The sequence below is a fragment of the Actinoplanes sp. ATCC 53533 genome, from assembly GCF_003947245.1.
Genome location: NZ_QHHV01000188.1, coordinates 1 through 16119, shown reverse-complemented (window position 1 = coordinate 16119; position 16119 = coordinate 1). Strand labels below are relative to the sequence as shown.

The window sequence follows — 16119 nt, the reverse complement described above, 5'->3', positions numbered from 1 at the left end:
TGCGCTCGATCTCAGCCTTCGCCTGCGCCGGGACAGCGCCCAGCTTGCCGGCCACGGCGGGACAGTTAACCGTGGGGGCGCTGGTCTCGGCGGCGGAGGCCACACCGAGACCGACGCCGACGAGTGCCACGGCGACTGCGCCGACGCCGGCGATCTGCCAGCGCCGGGCGGGGGTACGGGAGCGATTCATTCTAGTCGCCTGAGCCTTCCTGTCGTAGGACCTCAGTCCTCATTACGGAAGCGCTCCCAGAACAGATCAACATCCGGGAAATCTCGAGAAGATTTTTCACAGGGTCCACGAACGCGCAGGTCAGGGTCGCGGGGCGCCCTCAGTGATCGGCGGGCGGGTCGGCCAGCGGCCAGCCGCCGGCCGCGAGCCGGGCCGACACCCGGACCACGTCATCCGGGGTCGCCTCCTGCAGCAGCGCCGTGGCGATCATCTGCTCGATGTCGGCCACGCTGATCGGGTCGTCGCCGGCCAGGACGGACTGGTCGGCGAGGTCCACCGCGATCCGGCGGACCTCGTCCTCGGTCATCTTGCGGCGCAGCACACCGAGCAGCGCCACGTAGTCCCCGCGGGGCACGCCGGTCGGATACCCGGCCCGCAGCCACTCGACGGCCCGGGTCACGAAGTTCGAGCGGAGCTCGCTCACGGTCACTTGTCCACTATCGCCGGATAGATGTGCTCGAAGCTCAGCGTCTTGCCGAAACCGCCGGCCACGATGAACCCGATGCCCAGCAGGACGCCGAGCACCACGATCGCGAACAGGGCATAGCCGACCACCGTGCCGATCGGCCGGGTGGTCGGGCCGGTCACACCGGAGGCGTGCACCTCGGCGTCCCGGCCCGCGCCGTACGCCAGGGAGCGGACGCCGAGCGCGAACAGCGTCGGCAGGCCGGCGCCGAGCAGCAGGCCGGCGAGCAGGACCTTCCAGGCCCCCTCGAGGGCGAATCCCAGGTTGTGCATGGCGGAACCCCTTTCAGCTCGGCGTGCCGGCGGGCACGGGCTCGGGCTCGGCTGTCGGCACACCGTCCCACTCGTCGTTGACGTTCTGGTGGTCGACGCGCTCGCGGCGGGACCGCAGATACATGAAGCCGGCCAGCGCCAGCAGGATGACGAAGATGACGACCGCGCCGGCCGTGCCGCCGCCGAGCAGGTTGCCCACCCACCACATCAGGGCGCCGACGATCGCGGCGGCCGGCAGGGTGATCAGCCAGGCCGCGACGAGCCGGCCGGCCACCCGCCAGCGCACCTGGGCGCCGGGCCGGCCGACGCCCGAGCCCAGGATCGAGCCGGTCGCGACGTGCGTGGTGGACAGCGCGAAGCCGAGATGGCTGGAGGCGAGGATCACCGCCGCCGACGCCGAGTCGACGGCCAGGCCCTGCGGCGGGGTGATCTCGACCAGACCCTTACCGAGGGTACGGATGATCCGCCAGCCGCCGAGGTAGGTCCCGAGCGCGATCGCCACGGCGCAGGCGGCCTTGACCCAGAACGGGATGTTCCCGGTGTCGGTCCAGTCGCCGGCGGCGATCAGGGCGAGCGTGATGACGCCCATGGTCTTCTGCGCGTCGTTGGTGCCGTGCGCGAGCGAGATCAGCGAGGCGCTGCCGATCTGGCCCCAGCGGAAGCCGTTCTCGGTGAACCGCTGGGCGACGCCGACGGTGACCCGGTAGACCAGCCAGGTGCCGGCGGCGGCCACCGCGCCGGCGATGACGGGCGAGATGAGGGCCGGCAGGATCACCTTGCCGATGACCCCGTCGAGCTTGCTGCCGTCGCCGGTCCAGTTCACGCCGGCCCAGCCCAGGCCCGCGATGCTGGCGCCGATGAGCCCGCCGAACAGGGCGTGCGACGAGCTGGAGGGCAGGCCGAGCAGCCAGGTCAGCAGGTTCCAGACGATGCCGCCGACGAGCCCGGCCAGCACGATCAGCAGCAGCGCGGAGCCGCCGTCGGCGAGCAGCTCCGGCTTGGGGGTGCCGGTGGAGTTCTGGATCCGTACCACGGCGTTGGTGACAGTGAGCGCGACCTCCACCGACAGGAAGGCGCCGATGAGATTGAGGATGCCGGAGAGGGCGACGGCGGCCTTCGGCCGGAGGGCTTTGGTGGCGATGGAGCTGGCCATCGCGTTGGCGGTGTCGTGGAACCCGTTCGTGAAATCGAACCCGAGGGCGGTGACGACCACCAGGGCGAGTATCACGGAAGTGTCTGTCACAACAAGATGGTGACGTCCTGGATCAAGCAGCGACAGAGGCCATCGGTAACAGGTTGGAAATGTCACTGAGTTTCGGCCCGGCCGGCGCCCCAACCGGACGCCGGCCGCCGGCTCGGATAGCGAACTCGCCCGGGTTCTCCGCCGCGGGTTGGCTCAGTACGCCTCGGCGTCCGCCGTGCGGATCGCGTTCACCAGGATCGCCAGTCCCTCGCGGGCCTCGTCCTCGGTCAGCGTCAGCGGCGGGCCCATCCGCAGCACGTTGCCGTACAGGCCGCCCTTGCCGACCAGCAGGCCGCCCTTGCGGCACTCGTCGAAGACCCGCATGGTCGCGGCCGCGTCCGGTTCCGTGGTGCCCGGCCGGACGAACTCGATGCCGATCATCAGGCCGCGGCCGCGGATCTCCGCCACGATCTTCGCGTCGCCGACCGCCGCGCGCAGGCCGTCCAGCAGGATCGCGCCGGTGCGCTTCGCGTTGGCCTGCAGGTCGTGGTCGAGCACGTAGTCCAGGACCGCGTTGCCCGCCGCCGTCGAGACCGGGTTGCCGCCGAAGGTGGAGAAGCTGGTCGCCGGCACCGCGTTGACCAGCTCCGCGCGGCCCACGACGCCGGCCAGCGCGAAGCCGTTGCCGATGCCCTTGGCGAAGGTGATCAGGTCCGGCTGCACGTCGTGGGCCTGGTAACCCCAGAAGTGGTCACCGGTGCGGCCCCAGCCGGTCTGCACCTCGTCGGCGATCAGCAGGATGCCGTGGTTGTCGAGCTCCTTCTTCAGCGCGCCGAGCAGCCCGTCCGGGGCGTGCACGAAGCCGCCGACGCCCTGGATCGGCTCGGCGATCAGCGCCGCGACGTCGCCCGCGGTGGTGGTCGCCAGCACCTCGCGCAGGTCCTCGACCGCCGCCTCGACGTGCTCGGCGTCCGACAGGCCCTTCATCCGGCCGCGCAGCCGGTCGCCGGAGTTGAGCCAGGAGACCGAGACCGGGCTCAGCGCGCTCGCCGACCAGCTGCGGTGCCCGGTGATCGCCATCGCCGCGAACGAGCGGCCGTGGTAGCTGTTGCGGATCGCCAGGATCTGGTTGGAGCGGCGGTGGTTGGTGGTGAACAGCAGCGCGGCCTCGTTCGCCTCGGTGCCCGAGTTGGTGAAGAAGACCCGGGCGTCGGGGATGCCGGAGACCCGGGCGATCTTCTCGGCGAGAACGACCTGCTGCCGGATCAGGTACAGGGTCGAGCTGTGCACGATGCCGGTGGCGAGCTGGCGCTCGACGGCCTCGCGCACCTCGGCGATGTCGTAGCCGAGCATGTTGGTCAGCACGCCGCCGAAGAAGTCCAGGTAGCTGCGGCCGTTGGCGTCGGTCACGCGCCGGCCGGAGCCGCGCACCAGCTCGATCGCGTCGTCGCCGTAGTAGGTCGTCACCCAGGAAGGCAGCACGGCGTGGTGCCGGGCGAGCAGGTCATCGGTCATGGGGTCCTCCAAGGGAGTCAGCGCCAGCCCCGCGGATGCGGGCGGGAACGTGAGCCGCTGCCGCGCGCGGTCGCGCCGGCGGCGGAAGCGAGAATGGCGGCCAGGGAGTCGAAGTCGTCGCGGATCAGGCCGACGGTGACCCGGACGTGCTCGGCGCCGAGGCCGGTGACCTCGAACGGCGCGCCGGGTGCCACCGCGATGCCGTGCGCGGCGAGGGCGAGCATGGCCATCTGCTGATCGTCGACGGTCAGCCAGAGGTTGATGCCGTCCGCGGCGGTCGCGGTCGCGCCGTGCGCCGCCAGGGCGGCGAGCAGGGCGGCACGGCGCTCGGCGTAGACCTCCCGGGCGGCGGCGACCTGGGCGATCGCGTCGGCGTCGGTGAGCAGGTCGAGCAGCACGGCCTGCAGCAGGCGGCTGGACCAGCCGGGGCCGAGCAGCCGCCGGTCGCCGATCGCGGTGATCAGCGGGGCCGGGCCGGCCAGCGCGGCCAGGCGCAGGTCCGGGCCGTGGCTCTTGGAGAAGCCGGCGACGTGCACGGTGCGGTCCGGCAGCCGGGTGCCGAGGCTGACCGGGGGCGCGGTGGCGATATCGCCGGCGTGGTCGTCCTCGACGACGGTGACCTCCGGGTACGCGGCCAGCGCGTCCGCCAGCTCCTCGACGCGCCGCGCGGTCATGCTGACCCCGGTCGGGTTGTGCGCCCGCGGCTGCAGATAGACCGCGACCGGGTCGTACGTCCGCAGCGCCTCGCCCAGCGCGTCGGGGCACATCCCGTGCTCGTCGATCGGCACCCCGACGACGGTCGCGCCGACCGCCTCCAGCAGGTCGAGCACGGGCGGGAAGGCGGGATTCTCCACCAGCACGTGGTCGCCGAGGCGGACCAGCGTCGCGGTCACCCGGTCCAGCGCGTCGAGCGCGCCGTCGACCACGGTGAGCTGATCCGGCGGGTACGGCCAGCGCTGCCGCAGCACCCGTTCCAGGGGTGGCAGCACGGCCGCCTCGAGGTAACTCGTGGTGAGCCTGGCGTCCCCGACGCGCTTGAGGGACTCGGTGACGCCGGGCAGCAGATCGTAGTCGGGCACACCGGTGGAGAAGTCCCGGGAGACCCCGGTCAGCAGGCCGCCGAGCTGTGCGTACCGCAGGCGCTGGCGGGGCAGCACCGGGACCGCGACGAACGAGCCGGACCGGCCGCGGGTCTGGATCGCGCCGGCCCGGGCCAGTCGCTGCCAGGCCTCACTGACCGTGGTCGGGCTGACGCCCAGCTCGCGGGCGACATCGCGCACGGTGGGCAGCCGGGAGCCAACCGGCAGGTCACCGGCAGTGACCAGCCGACTGACGGCCGCGGCGATCCCCCGAGCGCTGCGATCGTCAACAGCGCCCTTGATGAGCCCTAGCAACCCGTCCGACCTCCCCGCCACCGCCCTTGATGAGCCCCAGCACCCGTCCAGCCTCCCCGCCACCGCCCTTGACCGGACTGAAGGGCGAATTTGACGTCTCCGAAACATTTGGTAACAGCCGAGCAATTGTCCGCCCGGGGTTGTGTCATTAGTGTGCTACGACATCGGCCCCGGATGTCAAGCGATGAGCGGGGGACGATGACAGCCGGTGGAGAGACGATCACAATCGTGGGGTGACCCACGCCACCACCGATTTCAGAGAGGGGCCGCACCCATGAGCAACCTCATCCGCGCCGCCCTCGTCCAGACCAACTGGACGGGCGACAAGGAATCGATGATCAAGGCGCACGAGGACTACGCTCGCGACGCCGCCGCCCAGGGCGCCAAGGTGATCTGCTTCCAGGAGCTGTTCTACGGCCCCTACTTCTGCCAGGTCCAGGACAAGGCGTACTACGAATACGCCGAGTCCATCCCCGGCCCCACCACCGAGCGCTTCCAGGCCCTCGCGGCCGAGCTCGGCATGGTGATGGTCCTGCCGATGTACGAGCAGGAGCAGCCCGGCGTCCTCTACAACACCGCGGCCGTGGTCGACGCGGACGGCAAATACCTCGGCAAGTACCGCAAGCACCACATCCCGCAGGTCAACGGCTTCTGGGAGAAGTTCTACTTCCGCCCGGGCAACCTCGGCTACCCGGTGTTCGACACCGCGGTCGGCAAGGTCGGCGTCTACATCTGCTACGACCGGCACTTCCCGGAGGGCTGGCGGGCCCTGGGCCTCAACGGCGCCCAGATCGTCTTCAACCCGTCGGCGACCAGCCGGGGCCTGTCGTCGTACCTGTGGCAGCTGGAGCAGCCGGCCAGCGCGGTGGCCAACGAGTACTTCATCGGCGCGATCAACCGCACCGGCATCGAGGAGCTCGGCGACAACGACTTCTACGGCCAGTCCTACTTCGTCGACCCGGAGGGCAAGTTCGTCGGCGACGTCGGCGACACGCACAACCCGGAGCTGATCGTCCGCGACCTGGACCTGGACCTGCTCGCCACGGTGCGCGACCGCTGGGCGTTCTACCGCGACCGCCGGCCCGACAGCTACGACGGGCTGGTGGCACCGTGACTTACCTGATCAAGGGCGGGACGGTCATCGGCCCCACCGGGGCATCTCTCGCCGACGTGCTGGTCGACGGTGAGAAGATCGTCGCCCTCTTCGCGCCGGGGTCCGCGCCCGATCAAGAAGAGACGATCGACGCCACCGGCAAGTACGTGATCCCGGGCGCGGTCGACGCGCACACCCACATGGAGCTGCCGTTCGGCGGCACGCACGCCAGCGACACCTTCGACACCGGCACCCGGGCCGCGGCGTTCGGCGGCGTCACCACGATCATCGACTTCGCCGTCCAGCGGTACGGCGAGGTGGTCCAGGACGGCCTGGCCGCCTGGCACGCCAAGGCCGAGGGCAACTGCCACATCGACTACGGCTTCCACATGATCCTCGGCGGCGTCACCGACGAGTCGCTCAAGGCCATGGACCAGCTCGTCACCGACGAGGGCATCTCGAGCTTCAAGCTCTTCATGGCGTACCCGGGGGTGTTCTACAGCGACGACGGGCAGATCCTGCGGGCGATGCAGAAGGCCCGCGACAACGGCGCCATGATCATGATGCACGCGGAGAACGGCCCGGCGATCGACGTCCTGGTCAAGCAGGCCCTCGAACGCGGCGAGACCGACCCGTACTACCACGGGGTCACCCGCCCGCAGGAGCTGGAGGCCGAGGCGACCAGCCGGGCGATCTGGCTGGCCAGCGTCGCCGCGGACTGCCCGCTCTACATCGTGCACCTGTCCGCCTCCAAGGCGCTCGAGCAGGTCGCGGCGGCCCGGGACACCGGCCGCAACGTCTTCGCCGAGACCTGCCCGCAGTACCTCTACCTGACCCTGGAGGACCAGCTCGGCGCGCCGGGCTTCGAGGGCGCCAAGTGGGTCTGCTCGACGCCGCTGCGCAGCAAGCACGAGAGCCACCGCGCCGACCTGTGGCGCGGCCTGCGCACCAACGACCTCGCCGTGGTCTCCACCGACCACTGCCCGTTCTGCATGAAGGACCAGAAGGAGCTGGGCATCGGCGACTTCTCCAAGATCCCGAACGGCATCGGCAGCGTCGAGCACCGCGTCGACCTGCTCTACCAGGGCGTGGTCGACGGCAAGCTGTCGCTGGCCCGCTGGGTGGAGACGATCGCGACGACCCCGGCGCGGATGTTCGGCATGTACCCGAGGAAGGGCATCATCGCGCCCGGCTCGGACGCCGACATCGTGCTCTACGACCCGAACGGCCACACCCGGATCAGCGCGGCCACGCACCACATGAACATGGACCACTCGGCCTGGGAGGGCTGGGAGATCGCCGGCAAGGTCGACACGGTCATCTCCCGCGGCACCGTCGTGGTGCAGGACGGGGACTACAAGGGACGCAAGGGCCACGGCCAGTACGTCCGCCGGGGACTCACCGACTACTTGGTCTAGCAGGCCACATGCTACCTGGTCTAGGAGGCCTAATGCGCGAGATCAAGCACTGGATCAACGGTACGGCCGTCGATGGCACCAGCGGCCGGCAGCTGCCGGTCTGGGACCCGGCGACCGGCGAGCAGCAGGCGTACGTCGTGGCGGCGACCGCGGCGGAGACGGCCGACGCGGTCGCGGTCGCCAAGGCCGCGTTCCCCGGCTGGCGGGCGGCGTCGCTGTCCCGCCGCGCCGAGGTCATGTTCCGCTTCCGCGAGCTGGTCGACGCGAACCGCAAGGAGATCGCGTCGCTGGTCAGCCAGGAACACGGCAAGACGGTCGCGGACGCGGGCGGCGAGCTGGCCCGCGGCCTGGAGAACATCGAGTTCGCCGCGGGCGCGCCGCACCTGCTCAAGGGCGGGTACAGCGAGCAGGCGTCGACCGGGGTGGACGTCTACTCGATCCGCCAGCCGCTGGGCGTCGTCGCCGGCATCACGCCGTTCAACTTCCCGGCCATGGTGCCGATCTGGATGTTCTGCAACGCCCTGGTCTGCGGCAACACCTTCATCCTCAAGCCGAGCGAGAAGGACCCGTCGGTCTCGCTGCTGCTGGCCGACCTGCTGCGCCAGGCCGGGCTGCCGGACGGCGCGTTCAACGTCGTGCAGGGCGACCGGGAGGCCGTCGAGACGCTGATCGCCCACCCGGACGTGCAGGCGCTGTCGTTCGTCGGCTCCACGCCCGTCGCTCGCATCATTTATGAGACCGCGACGGCAAAAGGCAAGCGGGTGCAGGCGCTGGGCGGGGCGAAGAACCACATGGTCGTGCTCCCGGACGCCGACGTGGACGCGGCCGCGGACGCGGCGGTCAGCGCCGGGTACGGCTCGGCCGGTGAGCGCTGCATGGCGGTCTCGGTCGTGGTGGCCGTCGGCGCGATCGGCGACCCGCTGGTCGCCGCGATCAAGGAGCGGGTCGGCCGGATCGCGGTCGGCCCGGCCAGCGACCCGGCCGCCGAGATGGGCCCGCTGATCAGCCGCGAGCACCGCGACAAGGTGGCCGGCTACCTGGCCGGCGCCGGCGCGGCCGGCCAGGCAGCGGAGGTGGTCGTCGACGGGCGGGACGCCCCGATCAGCGGAGGGCCGGGCTTCTTCCTGGGCGCCTCGCTGGTCGACAAGGTGCCGACCGACTCGCCGCTGTACACCGACGAGATCTTCGGCCCGGTGCTGTCGGTGGTACGCGCCGACAGCTACGAGGAGGCGCTCGACCTGGTCAACGACAACGAGTTCGGCAACGGCACGGCGATCTTCACCCGCGACGGCGGGGCGGCCCGCCGGTTCCAGTACGACGTCAACTGCGGGATGGTCGGCGTGAACGTGCCGGTGCCCGTACCGGTGGCGTATTACAGCTTCGGCGGCTGGAAGTCCTCGCTCTTCGGCGACCTGCACATGTACGGCCCGGAGGGCATCCAGTTCTACACCCGCAGCAAGGTCGTCACCTCCCGCTGGCCCGACCCGGCCTCCTCGGAGATCGACCTCGGCTTCCCGAAGGTGCGGTGAACGGCATGGACATCGGCGTCGTGTTGCAGTGCGACCCACCCGCGCTGGACGTGGTCGAGTGGGCGAAGAAGGCGGAGGACCTGGGCTACAGCCACGTGTGGACGTTCGACTCGCACGTGCTGTGGCAGGAGCCGTTCGTCATCTACAGCAAGATCCTGGCCGACACCGAGCGGGTGATCGTCGGCCCGATGGTGACCAACCCGGGCACCCGGGACTGGACCGTGATCGCGTCCCAGTTCGCCACCCTCAACGAGATGTACGGCAACCGGACGATCTGCGGGATCGGCCGCGGCGACTCCGCGCTGCGGGTGCTCGGCCTGCAGCCGAACTCGCTCGGCCAGCTGCGCGAGAGCATCGGCGTGATCAAGGGGTTGGCCAGCGGCGACACGGTGACGCTGCGCGGGCAGGAGCTGCGGTTCGCCTGGGCGCCGGAAAGCCGGCTGGACGTGTGGGTGGCGGCGTACGGCCCGAAGGCCCTGGCCCTGACCGGCGAGGTGGGTGACGGCTACATCCTGCAGCTCGCCGACCCGGACATCGCGGCCTGGATGATCAAGGCCGTGCGGAGCGCGGCCGAGAAGGCGGGCCGCGACCCGGCCGCCATCAAGTTCTGCGTCGCCGCTCCGGCCTACGTCGGCGACAACATCGCGCACCAGCGCGACCAGACCCGGTGGTTCGGCGGCATGGTCGGCAACCACGTCGCGGACATCGTCGCCCGCTACGGCGCCGACGGGACCGTGCCGCAGGTGCTGACCGACTACATCAAGGGCCGGCAGGGCTACGACTACGCCGAGCACGGCCGGGCCGGCAACAGCCACACCTCGTTCGTGCCGGACGAGGTCGTGGACCGGTTCTGCATCCTCGGCCCGATCGAGAACCACCTGCGGCGCCTCGAGGAGCTGCGGGCGATCGGCGTCGACCAGTTCGCCCTCTACCTGCAGCACGACGACAAAGAGCAAACCCTGCGGGCGTACGGCGAGAAGATCATCCCGGTGGTCTCGTGAGGCGTGTGCTCAGCGCCCTGCTCGGCCTGGTCGTGCTGATCGCGATCTGGGAGGGCTACAAGGCGGTCGGCAACCCGGACGGGACCGTGCTGTTCGGGGTGCGGATCCTGCCCCGGGCCGACGACCTGTCGATGCCGCACGTGTCGGAGATGCTGAGCCGGCTGGGCCGCCCGGAACTCACCGGCGGCCGGCCGGTCTGGCAGGTGGTGCTGAGCGCGAGCCTGTTCACGCTCGGCATCACCACCGTCGGGTTCCTGGTCGGCGCGGTGGTCGGGTTGCTGCTGGCGGTGGCCATGCAACGCTTCCGGATCATCGAGCGCGGGCTGCTTCCGTACGTGATCTTGTCGCAGACCGTGCCGCTGGTGGCGCTCGCGCCGCTGATCGCCGGGTGGAGCGGCACGGTCTGGCCGGCGTGGACGACGGTCGCCGTCATCGCCGCGTACCTCGCGTTCTTCCCGGTCGCCGTCGGCATGCTGCGCGGCCTGCAGTCGCCGCAGGCGGCCGGGGTCGAGCTGATGCGCAGCTACGCCGCCGGCTGGTGGCGCACCCTGGTCAAGCTCCGCCTGCCGGCGTCGCTGCCGTACCTGTTCCCCGCGCTGCGGCTGGCCGGCGCGGCCGCCGTCGTGGGCGCGGTCGTCGGTGAGATCTCCACCGGTACGCGGGGCGGCATCGGCCGGCTCATCATCGAATACTCCCGGGAGGCCACCTCGGACCCCGCGAAGGTCTACACCGCCATGCTCGGCGCGGCCCTGCTCGGGCTCGTCGTCGCCGCGCTGGTCACCCTGCTGGAACTGCCGCTGATGCGGCACCGACGTCGCGTTTCGGTGGTGACGATGTGACCGCTGTGTCCCTGTCCAAAGTCACGAAGGTCTTCAACCAGGGCCGGCCCGACGAGGTCACCGCCCTGTCCGACATCAACCTGGAGATCGGCTCCGGCCGGTTCGTCTCGCTGATCGGGCCGTCCGGGTGCGGCAAGAGCACCCTGCTGCGGCTGATCGCCGACCTGATCCCGGCCTCGTCGGGCACGGTCGAGGTGGCCGGCAAGCCGGCCACCAGGGCCCGGCTGGACCAGGAGTACGGCATCGCGTTCCAGCAGGCCGGCCTCTTCGAGTGGCGGACCGTGCAGCGCAACGTGGAACTGCCGCTGGAGCTGCGCGGCGCCGCCCGGGCCGAGCGCAAGGCCCGCGCCGCGGAGATGCTGGCCCTGGTCGGGCTCGCCGACTTCGCCGGGCACTATCCGGCGCAGCTCTCCGGCGGCATGCAGCAGCGCGTCGCGATCGCCCGCGCGCTGGCCGTGCACCCGCCGCTGCTGCTGATGGACGAGCCGTTCGGCGCGCTCGACGAGATGACCCGCGAACGGCTGCAGTCGGAGCTGCTGGCGATCTGCGCGAAGACCGGCACCAGCACGGTCTTCGTCACGCACTCCATCTCCGAGGCGGTGTTCCTGTCCGACCAGGTCGTGGTGATGTCGCCGCGGCCCGGGCGGATCACCGCGACGATCGACGTCGACCTGCCCGCCCGCGACGACGCGGCCCGGCAGTCGCCGGCCTACTTCGAGGCGATCACCTCGGTCCGCCAGGCGTTGCGAGGCACCTCGCCGGCGGCGGCCGCGCCGTCATCGCGTACCCCCGGGCCTGCCTCTCCCGCGGCGACCGCGCCATGAATCTCCTGCGTCGCGTCGCCCCACCGGTCGTGCTCGGGATCCTGGCGCTGGTGGCGTGGGAGCTGGTGGTGTCGCTGGGGCGGATCGCGCCGTTCATCCTGCCGGCGCCCTCGGCGATCTGGCACGAGCTGGTCGCGCAGCGCCAGAACGTCTGGGAGGCCGCGCTGGCCAGCGGCCTGAACGCGCTCGTCGGCCTGGCCTGGGGCACGGTCGCCGGGGTGCTCGCGGCGATGGCGGCCAGCCGCTTCCGGCTGCTCTCCGAGGTCTCCATCCCGCTGGCCGCGGTGCTGAACGCGCTGCCGATCATCGCGCTCGCCCCGATCCTCAACAACATGTTCGAGTCGACCTCCAGCGTGCCGCGCCGGCTGGTCGCCGGGATCATCGTGTTCTTCCCGATCTTCATCAACACGCTGCGCGGCCTGCGCGAGGTCGACCCGACCCACCGCGAGCTGATGACCAGCTACGCGGCGGGCGGCTGGACCTTCACCCGGCTGGTCCGGCTGCCGGGCGCGCTGCCCTTCGTCTTCACCGGCCTGCGACAGGCGTCGTCGCTGGCCGTCATCGCCGCGGTCGTCGCCGAATACTTCGGCGGGCTGCAGGACGGGCTCGGGTCGCGGATCACCTCCGCGGCCGCGTTCACCGCCTATCCCCGTGCCTGGGCCTTCGTGGTCGGCGCCTGCCTGCTCGGACTGTTCTTCTACCTAGCCACGCTCCTGCTGGAGCGGATCGCGATGCCCTGGAAAACCCGATTGCTTTCTTGAGGAGTTCCTCAGTGCGGAAACGCCTTATCCCGGCTGCCATCGTCGCCTGTGCCCTGGCCCTCACCGGCTGCGGCACGGCGGACACACCTTCGACCCCGACCCCCGGCGCCAGCGGCGCCCCGACCCCGATCAAGCTGCAGCTGCAGTGGTTCTACCAGGCCCAGTTCGCCGGCTACATCGCCGCCGTCGACCAGGGCTTCTACAAGGAGCAAGGTCTCGACGTCCAACTGCTCGAGGGCGGCGTGGACATCGTGCCGCAGACCGTGCTGGCGACGGGCAAGGCCGACTACGCGGTGGCGTGGGTGCCCAAGGCCCTGGCGTCGCGCGAGCAGGGCGCCGCCATCACCGACGTCGGGCAGATCTTCGGACGCTCCGGCACGTACCAGGTGGCCTGGAAGGACAGCGGCATCAGCACCGCCGCGGATCTCAAGGGCAAGAAGGTCGGCAACTGGGGCTTCGGCAACGAGTTCGAGCTGTTCGCCGGCATGACCAAGGCCGGGCTGGACCCGGGCAAGGACGTCACCCTGGTGCAGCAGCAGTTCGACATGCAGGCGCTGCTGAAGAAGGAGATCGACGCGGCCCAGGCGATGAGCTACAACGAGTACGCCCAGCTGCTGGAGGCGACGAACCCGGCGACCAAGAAGCTCTACACGCCGGAGGACTTCACCATCCTCGACTGGAAGACCGAGGGCACGTCGATGCTGCAGGACGCGGTGTGGGCCAACACCGCCAAGCTCAGCGACCCGGCGTACCAGCAGCAGACGGTGAAGTTCCTGCTCGGCACGATCAAGGGCTGGGCATACTGCCGGGACAACGCGGAGGCCTGCCGCGACCTGGTGGTGGCCAAGGGCTCGAAGCTGGGCAAGAGCCACCAGCTCTGGCAGATGAACGAGGTGAACAAGCTGGTGTGGCCGGCGACCGGCGGCATCGGCCTGATCAACGAGGCCGACTGGAAGCAGACGGTGGACCTGTCCCTGACCACGAAGAACCAGACCGGCGACACGGTGCTGACCAAGCAGCCGGAAGGCCTGGCCTACACGAACGACTACATCCAGCAGGCCCTGGACCAGGCGAAGGCGGCGAACATCGACGTCAACGGCACGGCATTCCAGCCGAAACCGGTGACCCTGACGGCCGGCGGCGCGTAACCCCCGGTCTCCCAGCGGGCCCGGTCGTCTCCCGACGGCCGGGCCCGCATCATCCGGCCGGCTGTTGATCGCGAAGGTCCCGCAGGATCGACAGGCGATCCTCGGCCTCGATACGCCGGGTGGTGACGCGGTCCGGGTAGCAGCGCACGAACATGTTCGTGAAGTGGGTGCCGTAGTGGATGGAGTCGTCGCCGGCCGGGTCCGCGAACGGGCGGATGGTGGTGTTGAAACCGGGCTCGTGGAAGTACGCGAGGGCGAAGCGTTCGCGGGTGTTGAGTTTCACCTTGTGCGGGGTGGACAGCAGCCGGCCACCGGTCAGGAACTGCATGATGTCGCCCGGGAACACGGTCAGGACGCTGGGCTGCGGCGTGACGTAGGTCCAGGGCTCCTCGTTCTCGTACCGGCCGGCCGAGCTTTCCGTGTCGAGCCAGTTGCGGTTGCGCCGCTCGCCGTCGACGGGCGGGCGGATGAACAAGCCGCCGACGTCGTCCTGGGCCGCGATGACCAGTAGCCCGTAGTCGGTGTGCGCGCCGATGCCCCGGGACGTCTGCTCGGACAGCGCCGGGAAGCGCAGCACCCGCATGTGATGCCAGCCGTCGGTGGTGAGCCCGGTCAGCGCGTCCAGGTCGGCGAGGTCCAGGCCCAGTGCGATCAGCCGCAGCAGCCGCTGCCCGATCGAGCCGAACTGGTCCATGAGGGCCCGCATCCGCCGCGCGTAGCCGGGGTCGGGCCACGGCACCGGGCCGTGGCAGGGCCACCGGTGCCGCACCCGCGGATCGTCCGCGGCGATGTCCGGGCATACGGTGAAGATCTCCGAGTAGTCGGCCTCGCCGGCGGTGACCTCTTCGCCCGACGCGATGTAGCCGCTGTACGTGAGGTCGCTGACGTGGCCCGCCTTGACCGGCATGGGCAGCCGGAAGAACCGGGCGCTGGCCTCGATCGCGTCCGTGATGACGCGGTCCTGGGCCGGTTCGGTGGCGACCTGGAGGATCCCGTCGGTCTGCCAGGCGCCGATCAGGTCGTGCCCGAGGCGGCTGTCGGCGTCGGTGGCGCCGACCGTCTGCGGAATGTGGAACGTCTGAAGATGCGTCATCGCGGGCCCCTCGCACCGTGATCATGACTGCCGGTAGCGATAGGGACACCGTAGTTCATCGATGTTGTGGTAGAACACCGTGATGATGGCCAACCGATGGGCAAGCGCCGCGGTCGCCGTAGTGTTGCTGCTGTCCGCGTGCAGTGGCGATGGCGAGACCACCGGGACGCCGCCGACCGCGAACCCGGCACCCGCATCGAGCGGGCCGAGCGGGCCGGCCGGGAGCCCCGCGCCCTCGGCGCGGCCCACCCGCAGCCCCGTCGCACCGCCGCCCGCCGCACGGCTGGCCAAGCTCAAGCTCAAGGCCACCAAGGTCGCCGACGGGCCCGAGCTGCTCACGTCGATCGCCTGGCGGCCGGGCGACCCGAAGCCGTACCTGGCCGATCAGGAAGGCAAGGTCTATCGGCTCGACGGCCGGAAGGCGGCGCCGGTGCTGGACTGGTCGGCCCAGGTGGTCGACTGGCTGCAGGACTCCGAGCGGGGCCTGATGGGCATGACCTTCGACCCGGTCGACGGCCGGCTGGTCCTGGCCTACCGCGACAACGGCAGCTACACCAGGATCGTGTCGTTCGCGGTCGGTGCCGACGGCGTGCCCGACCCGGGCTCGGCGCGGGAGATCCTCAACGCGAAGCAGCCGGGGCTGGGGCACAACATCGGGCAGCTGGCCTTCGACACCGACGACAACCTGTGGATCTCGATGGGCGACGGCGGCGCCAGCCGCGGCGCCGACGCGCAGGACCCGACCAAGCTGCTCGGCAAGATGCTGCGGATCACCCCGAACCGCTCCGGCAAGGGTTACACGGTGCCCAAGGACAATCCGTTCGTCGGCGACGACAAGGTGCGCGACGAGATCTGGGCCGTGGGGCTGCGCAACCCGTTCCGGTTCTCCATCGACCATCCCACCGGCGACATCTGGATCGGCAGCGTCGGCCAGGACACCTACGAGACGGTCTACCGGCTCAAGCGCGGGCAGGCCGGCGCCAACCTGGGATGGCCGCGCTTCGAAGGCACCAACGAGCTCAACTTCAGCCGGAAGTTCAAGGTGCCGGACAACGCCGTGAAGCCCATCCACCAGTACAAACACAAGGGCGGCGCGGCGGTGATCGGCGGCTATGTCTACCGCGGCACGGCGATCCCGGGCCTGGCCGGTGCGTACGTCTTCATGAACTTCTACCGTCCGGTGTGGGCGATGGGCAAGGGCGGCACGAAGGCGGTGGTCGAGCTCGACCTGAAGCTGCCCAGCCTGCTGACCTCGTTCGGTGAGGACCCCGACGGCGAGCTGTGGATCCTCACGCTCCGCGACGGGATCTACAAGATCGCGCCCAAGTGAGCCTCATCGCCGGTAGCCGAGACG

General features: G+C 70.5%; 15 protein-coding genes and 1 pseudogene. 9 read left to right on the top strand and 7 right to left on the bottom strand.

The window, feature by feature from the left end; translation table 11 throughout:
* The 6 genes and pseudogenes from DMB66_RS45250 to DMB66_RS45225 all read right to left on the bottom strand — a co-directional run.
* Positions 1-190, bottom strand: a pseudogene (locus tag DMB66_RS45250) (hypothetical protein); the annotation flags it as partial.
* Between the two features lie 139 nt (positions 191-329).
* Positions 330-659, bottom strand: coding sequence for a DUF3349 domain-containing protein (locus tag DMB66_RS45245; protein ID WP_233625300.1), 330 nt, complete (start codon positions 657-659; stop codon positions 330-332).
* Complete coding sequence (locus tag DMB66_RS45240; protein WP_125810296.1) at positions 656-967, bottom strand: hypothetical protein; 312 nt, start codon at positions 965-967, stop codon at positions 656-658. The genes DMB66_RS45245 and DMB66_RS45240 overlap by 4 nt, the downstream gene beginning before the upstream one ends.
* A 13-nt stretch (positions 968-980) precedes the next feature.
* The gene (locus DMB66_RS45235) at positions 981-2210 is read right to left on the bottom strand and encodes an inorganic phosphate transporter (RefSeq protein ID WP_125810295.1); all 1230 of its coding nucleotides are present in this window, start codon (positions 2208-2210) and stop codon (positions 981-983) included.
* A gap of 153 nt (positions 2211-2363) precedes the next feature.
* A complete protein-coding gene (locus DMB66_RS45230) occupies positions 2364-3665 on the bottom strand; it encodes an aspartate aminotransferase family protein (RefSeq protein ID WP_125810294.1) in 1302 nt (433 codons plus the stop codon).
* A 17-nt stretch (positions 3666-3682) separates the two neighbouring features.
* A complete protein-coding gene (locus tag DMB66_RS45225) occupies positions 3683-5059 on the bottom strand; it encodes a PLP-dependent aminotransferase family protein (protein WP_125810293.1) in 1377 nt (458 codons plus the stop codon).
* A gap of 274 nt (positions 5060-5333) precedes the next feature.
* On the opposite strand from DMB66_RS45225, the gene DMB66_RS45220 reads away from it, so the two are divergent.
* Genes DMB66_RS45220 through DMB66_RS45185 form a run of 8 tightly spaced genes read left to right on the top strand, consistent with a single transcriptional unit; the run spans position 5334 to position 13672 of the window.
* Entirely contained in the window at positions 5334-6173 is an 840-nt protein-coding gene (locus DMB66_RS45220) for a nitrilase-related carbon-nitrogen hydrolase (RefSeq protein WP_125810292.1), read from the top strand.
* Positions 6170-7570 (top strand): dihydropyrimidinase, encoded by a 1401-nt coding sequence (gene hydA / locus DMB66_RS45215; RefSeq protein ID WP_125810291.1) that lies wholly within the window; start codon positions 6170-6172, stop codon positions 7568-7570. The genes DMB66_RS45220 and hydA overlap by 4 nt, the downstream gene beginning before the upstream one ends.
* A gap of 32 nt (positions 7571-7602) precedes the next feature.
* Positions 7603-9099 (top strand): CoA-acylating methylmalonate-semialdehyde dehydrogenase, encoded by a 1497-nt coding sequence (locus tag DMB66_RS45210; RefSeq protein ID WP_125810290.1) that lies wholly within the window; start codon positions 7603-7605, stop codon positions 9097-9099.
* A gap of 5 nt (positions 9100-9104) precedes the next feature.
* Entirely contained in the window at positions 9105-10100 is a 996-nt protein-coding gene (locus DMB66_RS45205; protein ID WP_125810289.1) for a TIGR03842 family LLM class F420-dependent oxidoreductase, read from the top strand.
* Complete coding sequence (locus DMB66_RS45200; protein WP_125810288.1) at positions 10097-10939, top strand: ABC transporter permease; 843 nt, start codon at positions 10097-10099, stop codon at positions 10937-10939. Before DMB66_RS45205 ends, DMB66_RS45200 begins: the two co-directional genes overlap by 4 nt.
* Entirely contained in the window at positions 10936-11763 is an 828-nt protein-coding gene (locus tag DMB66_RS45195; RefSeq protein WP_125810287.1) for an ABC transporter ATP-binding protein, read from the top strand. Before DMB66_RS45200 ends, DMB66_RS45195 begins: the two co-directional genes overlap by 4 nt.
* The gene (locus DMB66_RS45190) at positions 11760-12524 is read left to right on the top strand and encodes an ABC transporter permease (protein WP_125810286.1); all 765 of its coding nucleotides are present in this window, start codon (positions 11760-11762) and stop codon (positions 12522-12524) included. The genes DMB66_RS45195 and DMB66_RS45190 overlap by 4 nt, the downstream gene beginning before the upstream one ends.
* Positions 12525-12535: 11 nt before the next feature.
* A complete protein-coding gene (locus DMB66_RS45185) occupies positions 12536-13672 on the top strand; it encodes an ABC transporter substrate-binding protein (RefSeq protein ID WP_125810285.1) in 1137 nt (378 codons plus the stop codon).
* Between the two features lie 49 nt (positions 13673-13721).
* Here DMB66_RS45185 and DMB66_RS45180 read toward each other — a convergent pair whose 3' ends face one another.
* Positions 13722-14765, bottom strand: a complete 1044-nt coding sequence (locus tag DMB66_RS45180) for a 2-oxoglutarate and iron-dependent oxygenase domain-containing protein (protein ID WP_125810284.1) — start codon at positions 14763-14765, stop codon at positions 13722-13724.
* A gap of 82 nt (positions 14766-14847) precedes the next feature.
* On the opposite strand from DMB66_RS45180, the gene DMB66_RS45175 reads away from it, so the two are divergent.
* A complete protein-coding gene (locus tag DMB66_RS45175; RefSeq protein ID WP_125810283.1) occupies positions 14848-16095 on the top strand; it encodes a sorbosone dehydrogenase family protein in 1248 nt (415 codons plus the stop codon).
* Positions 16096-16119 lie beyond the last annotated feature (24 nt).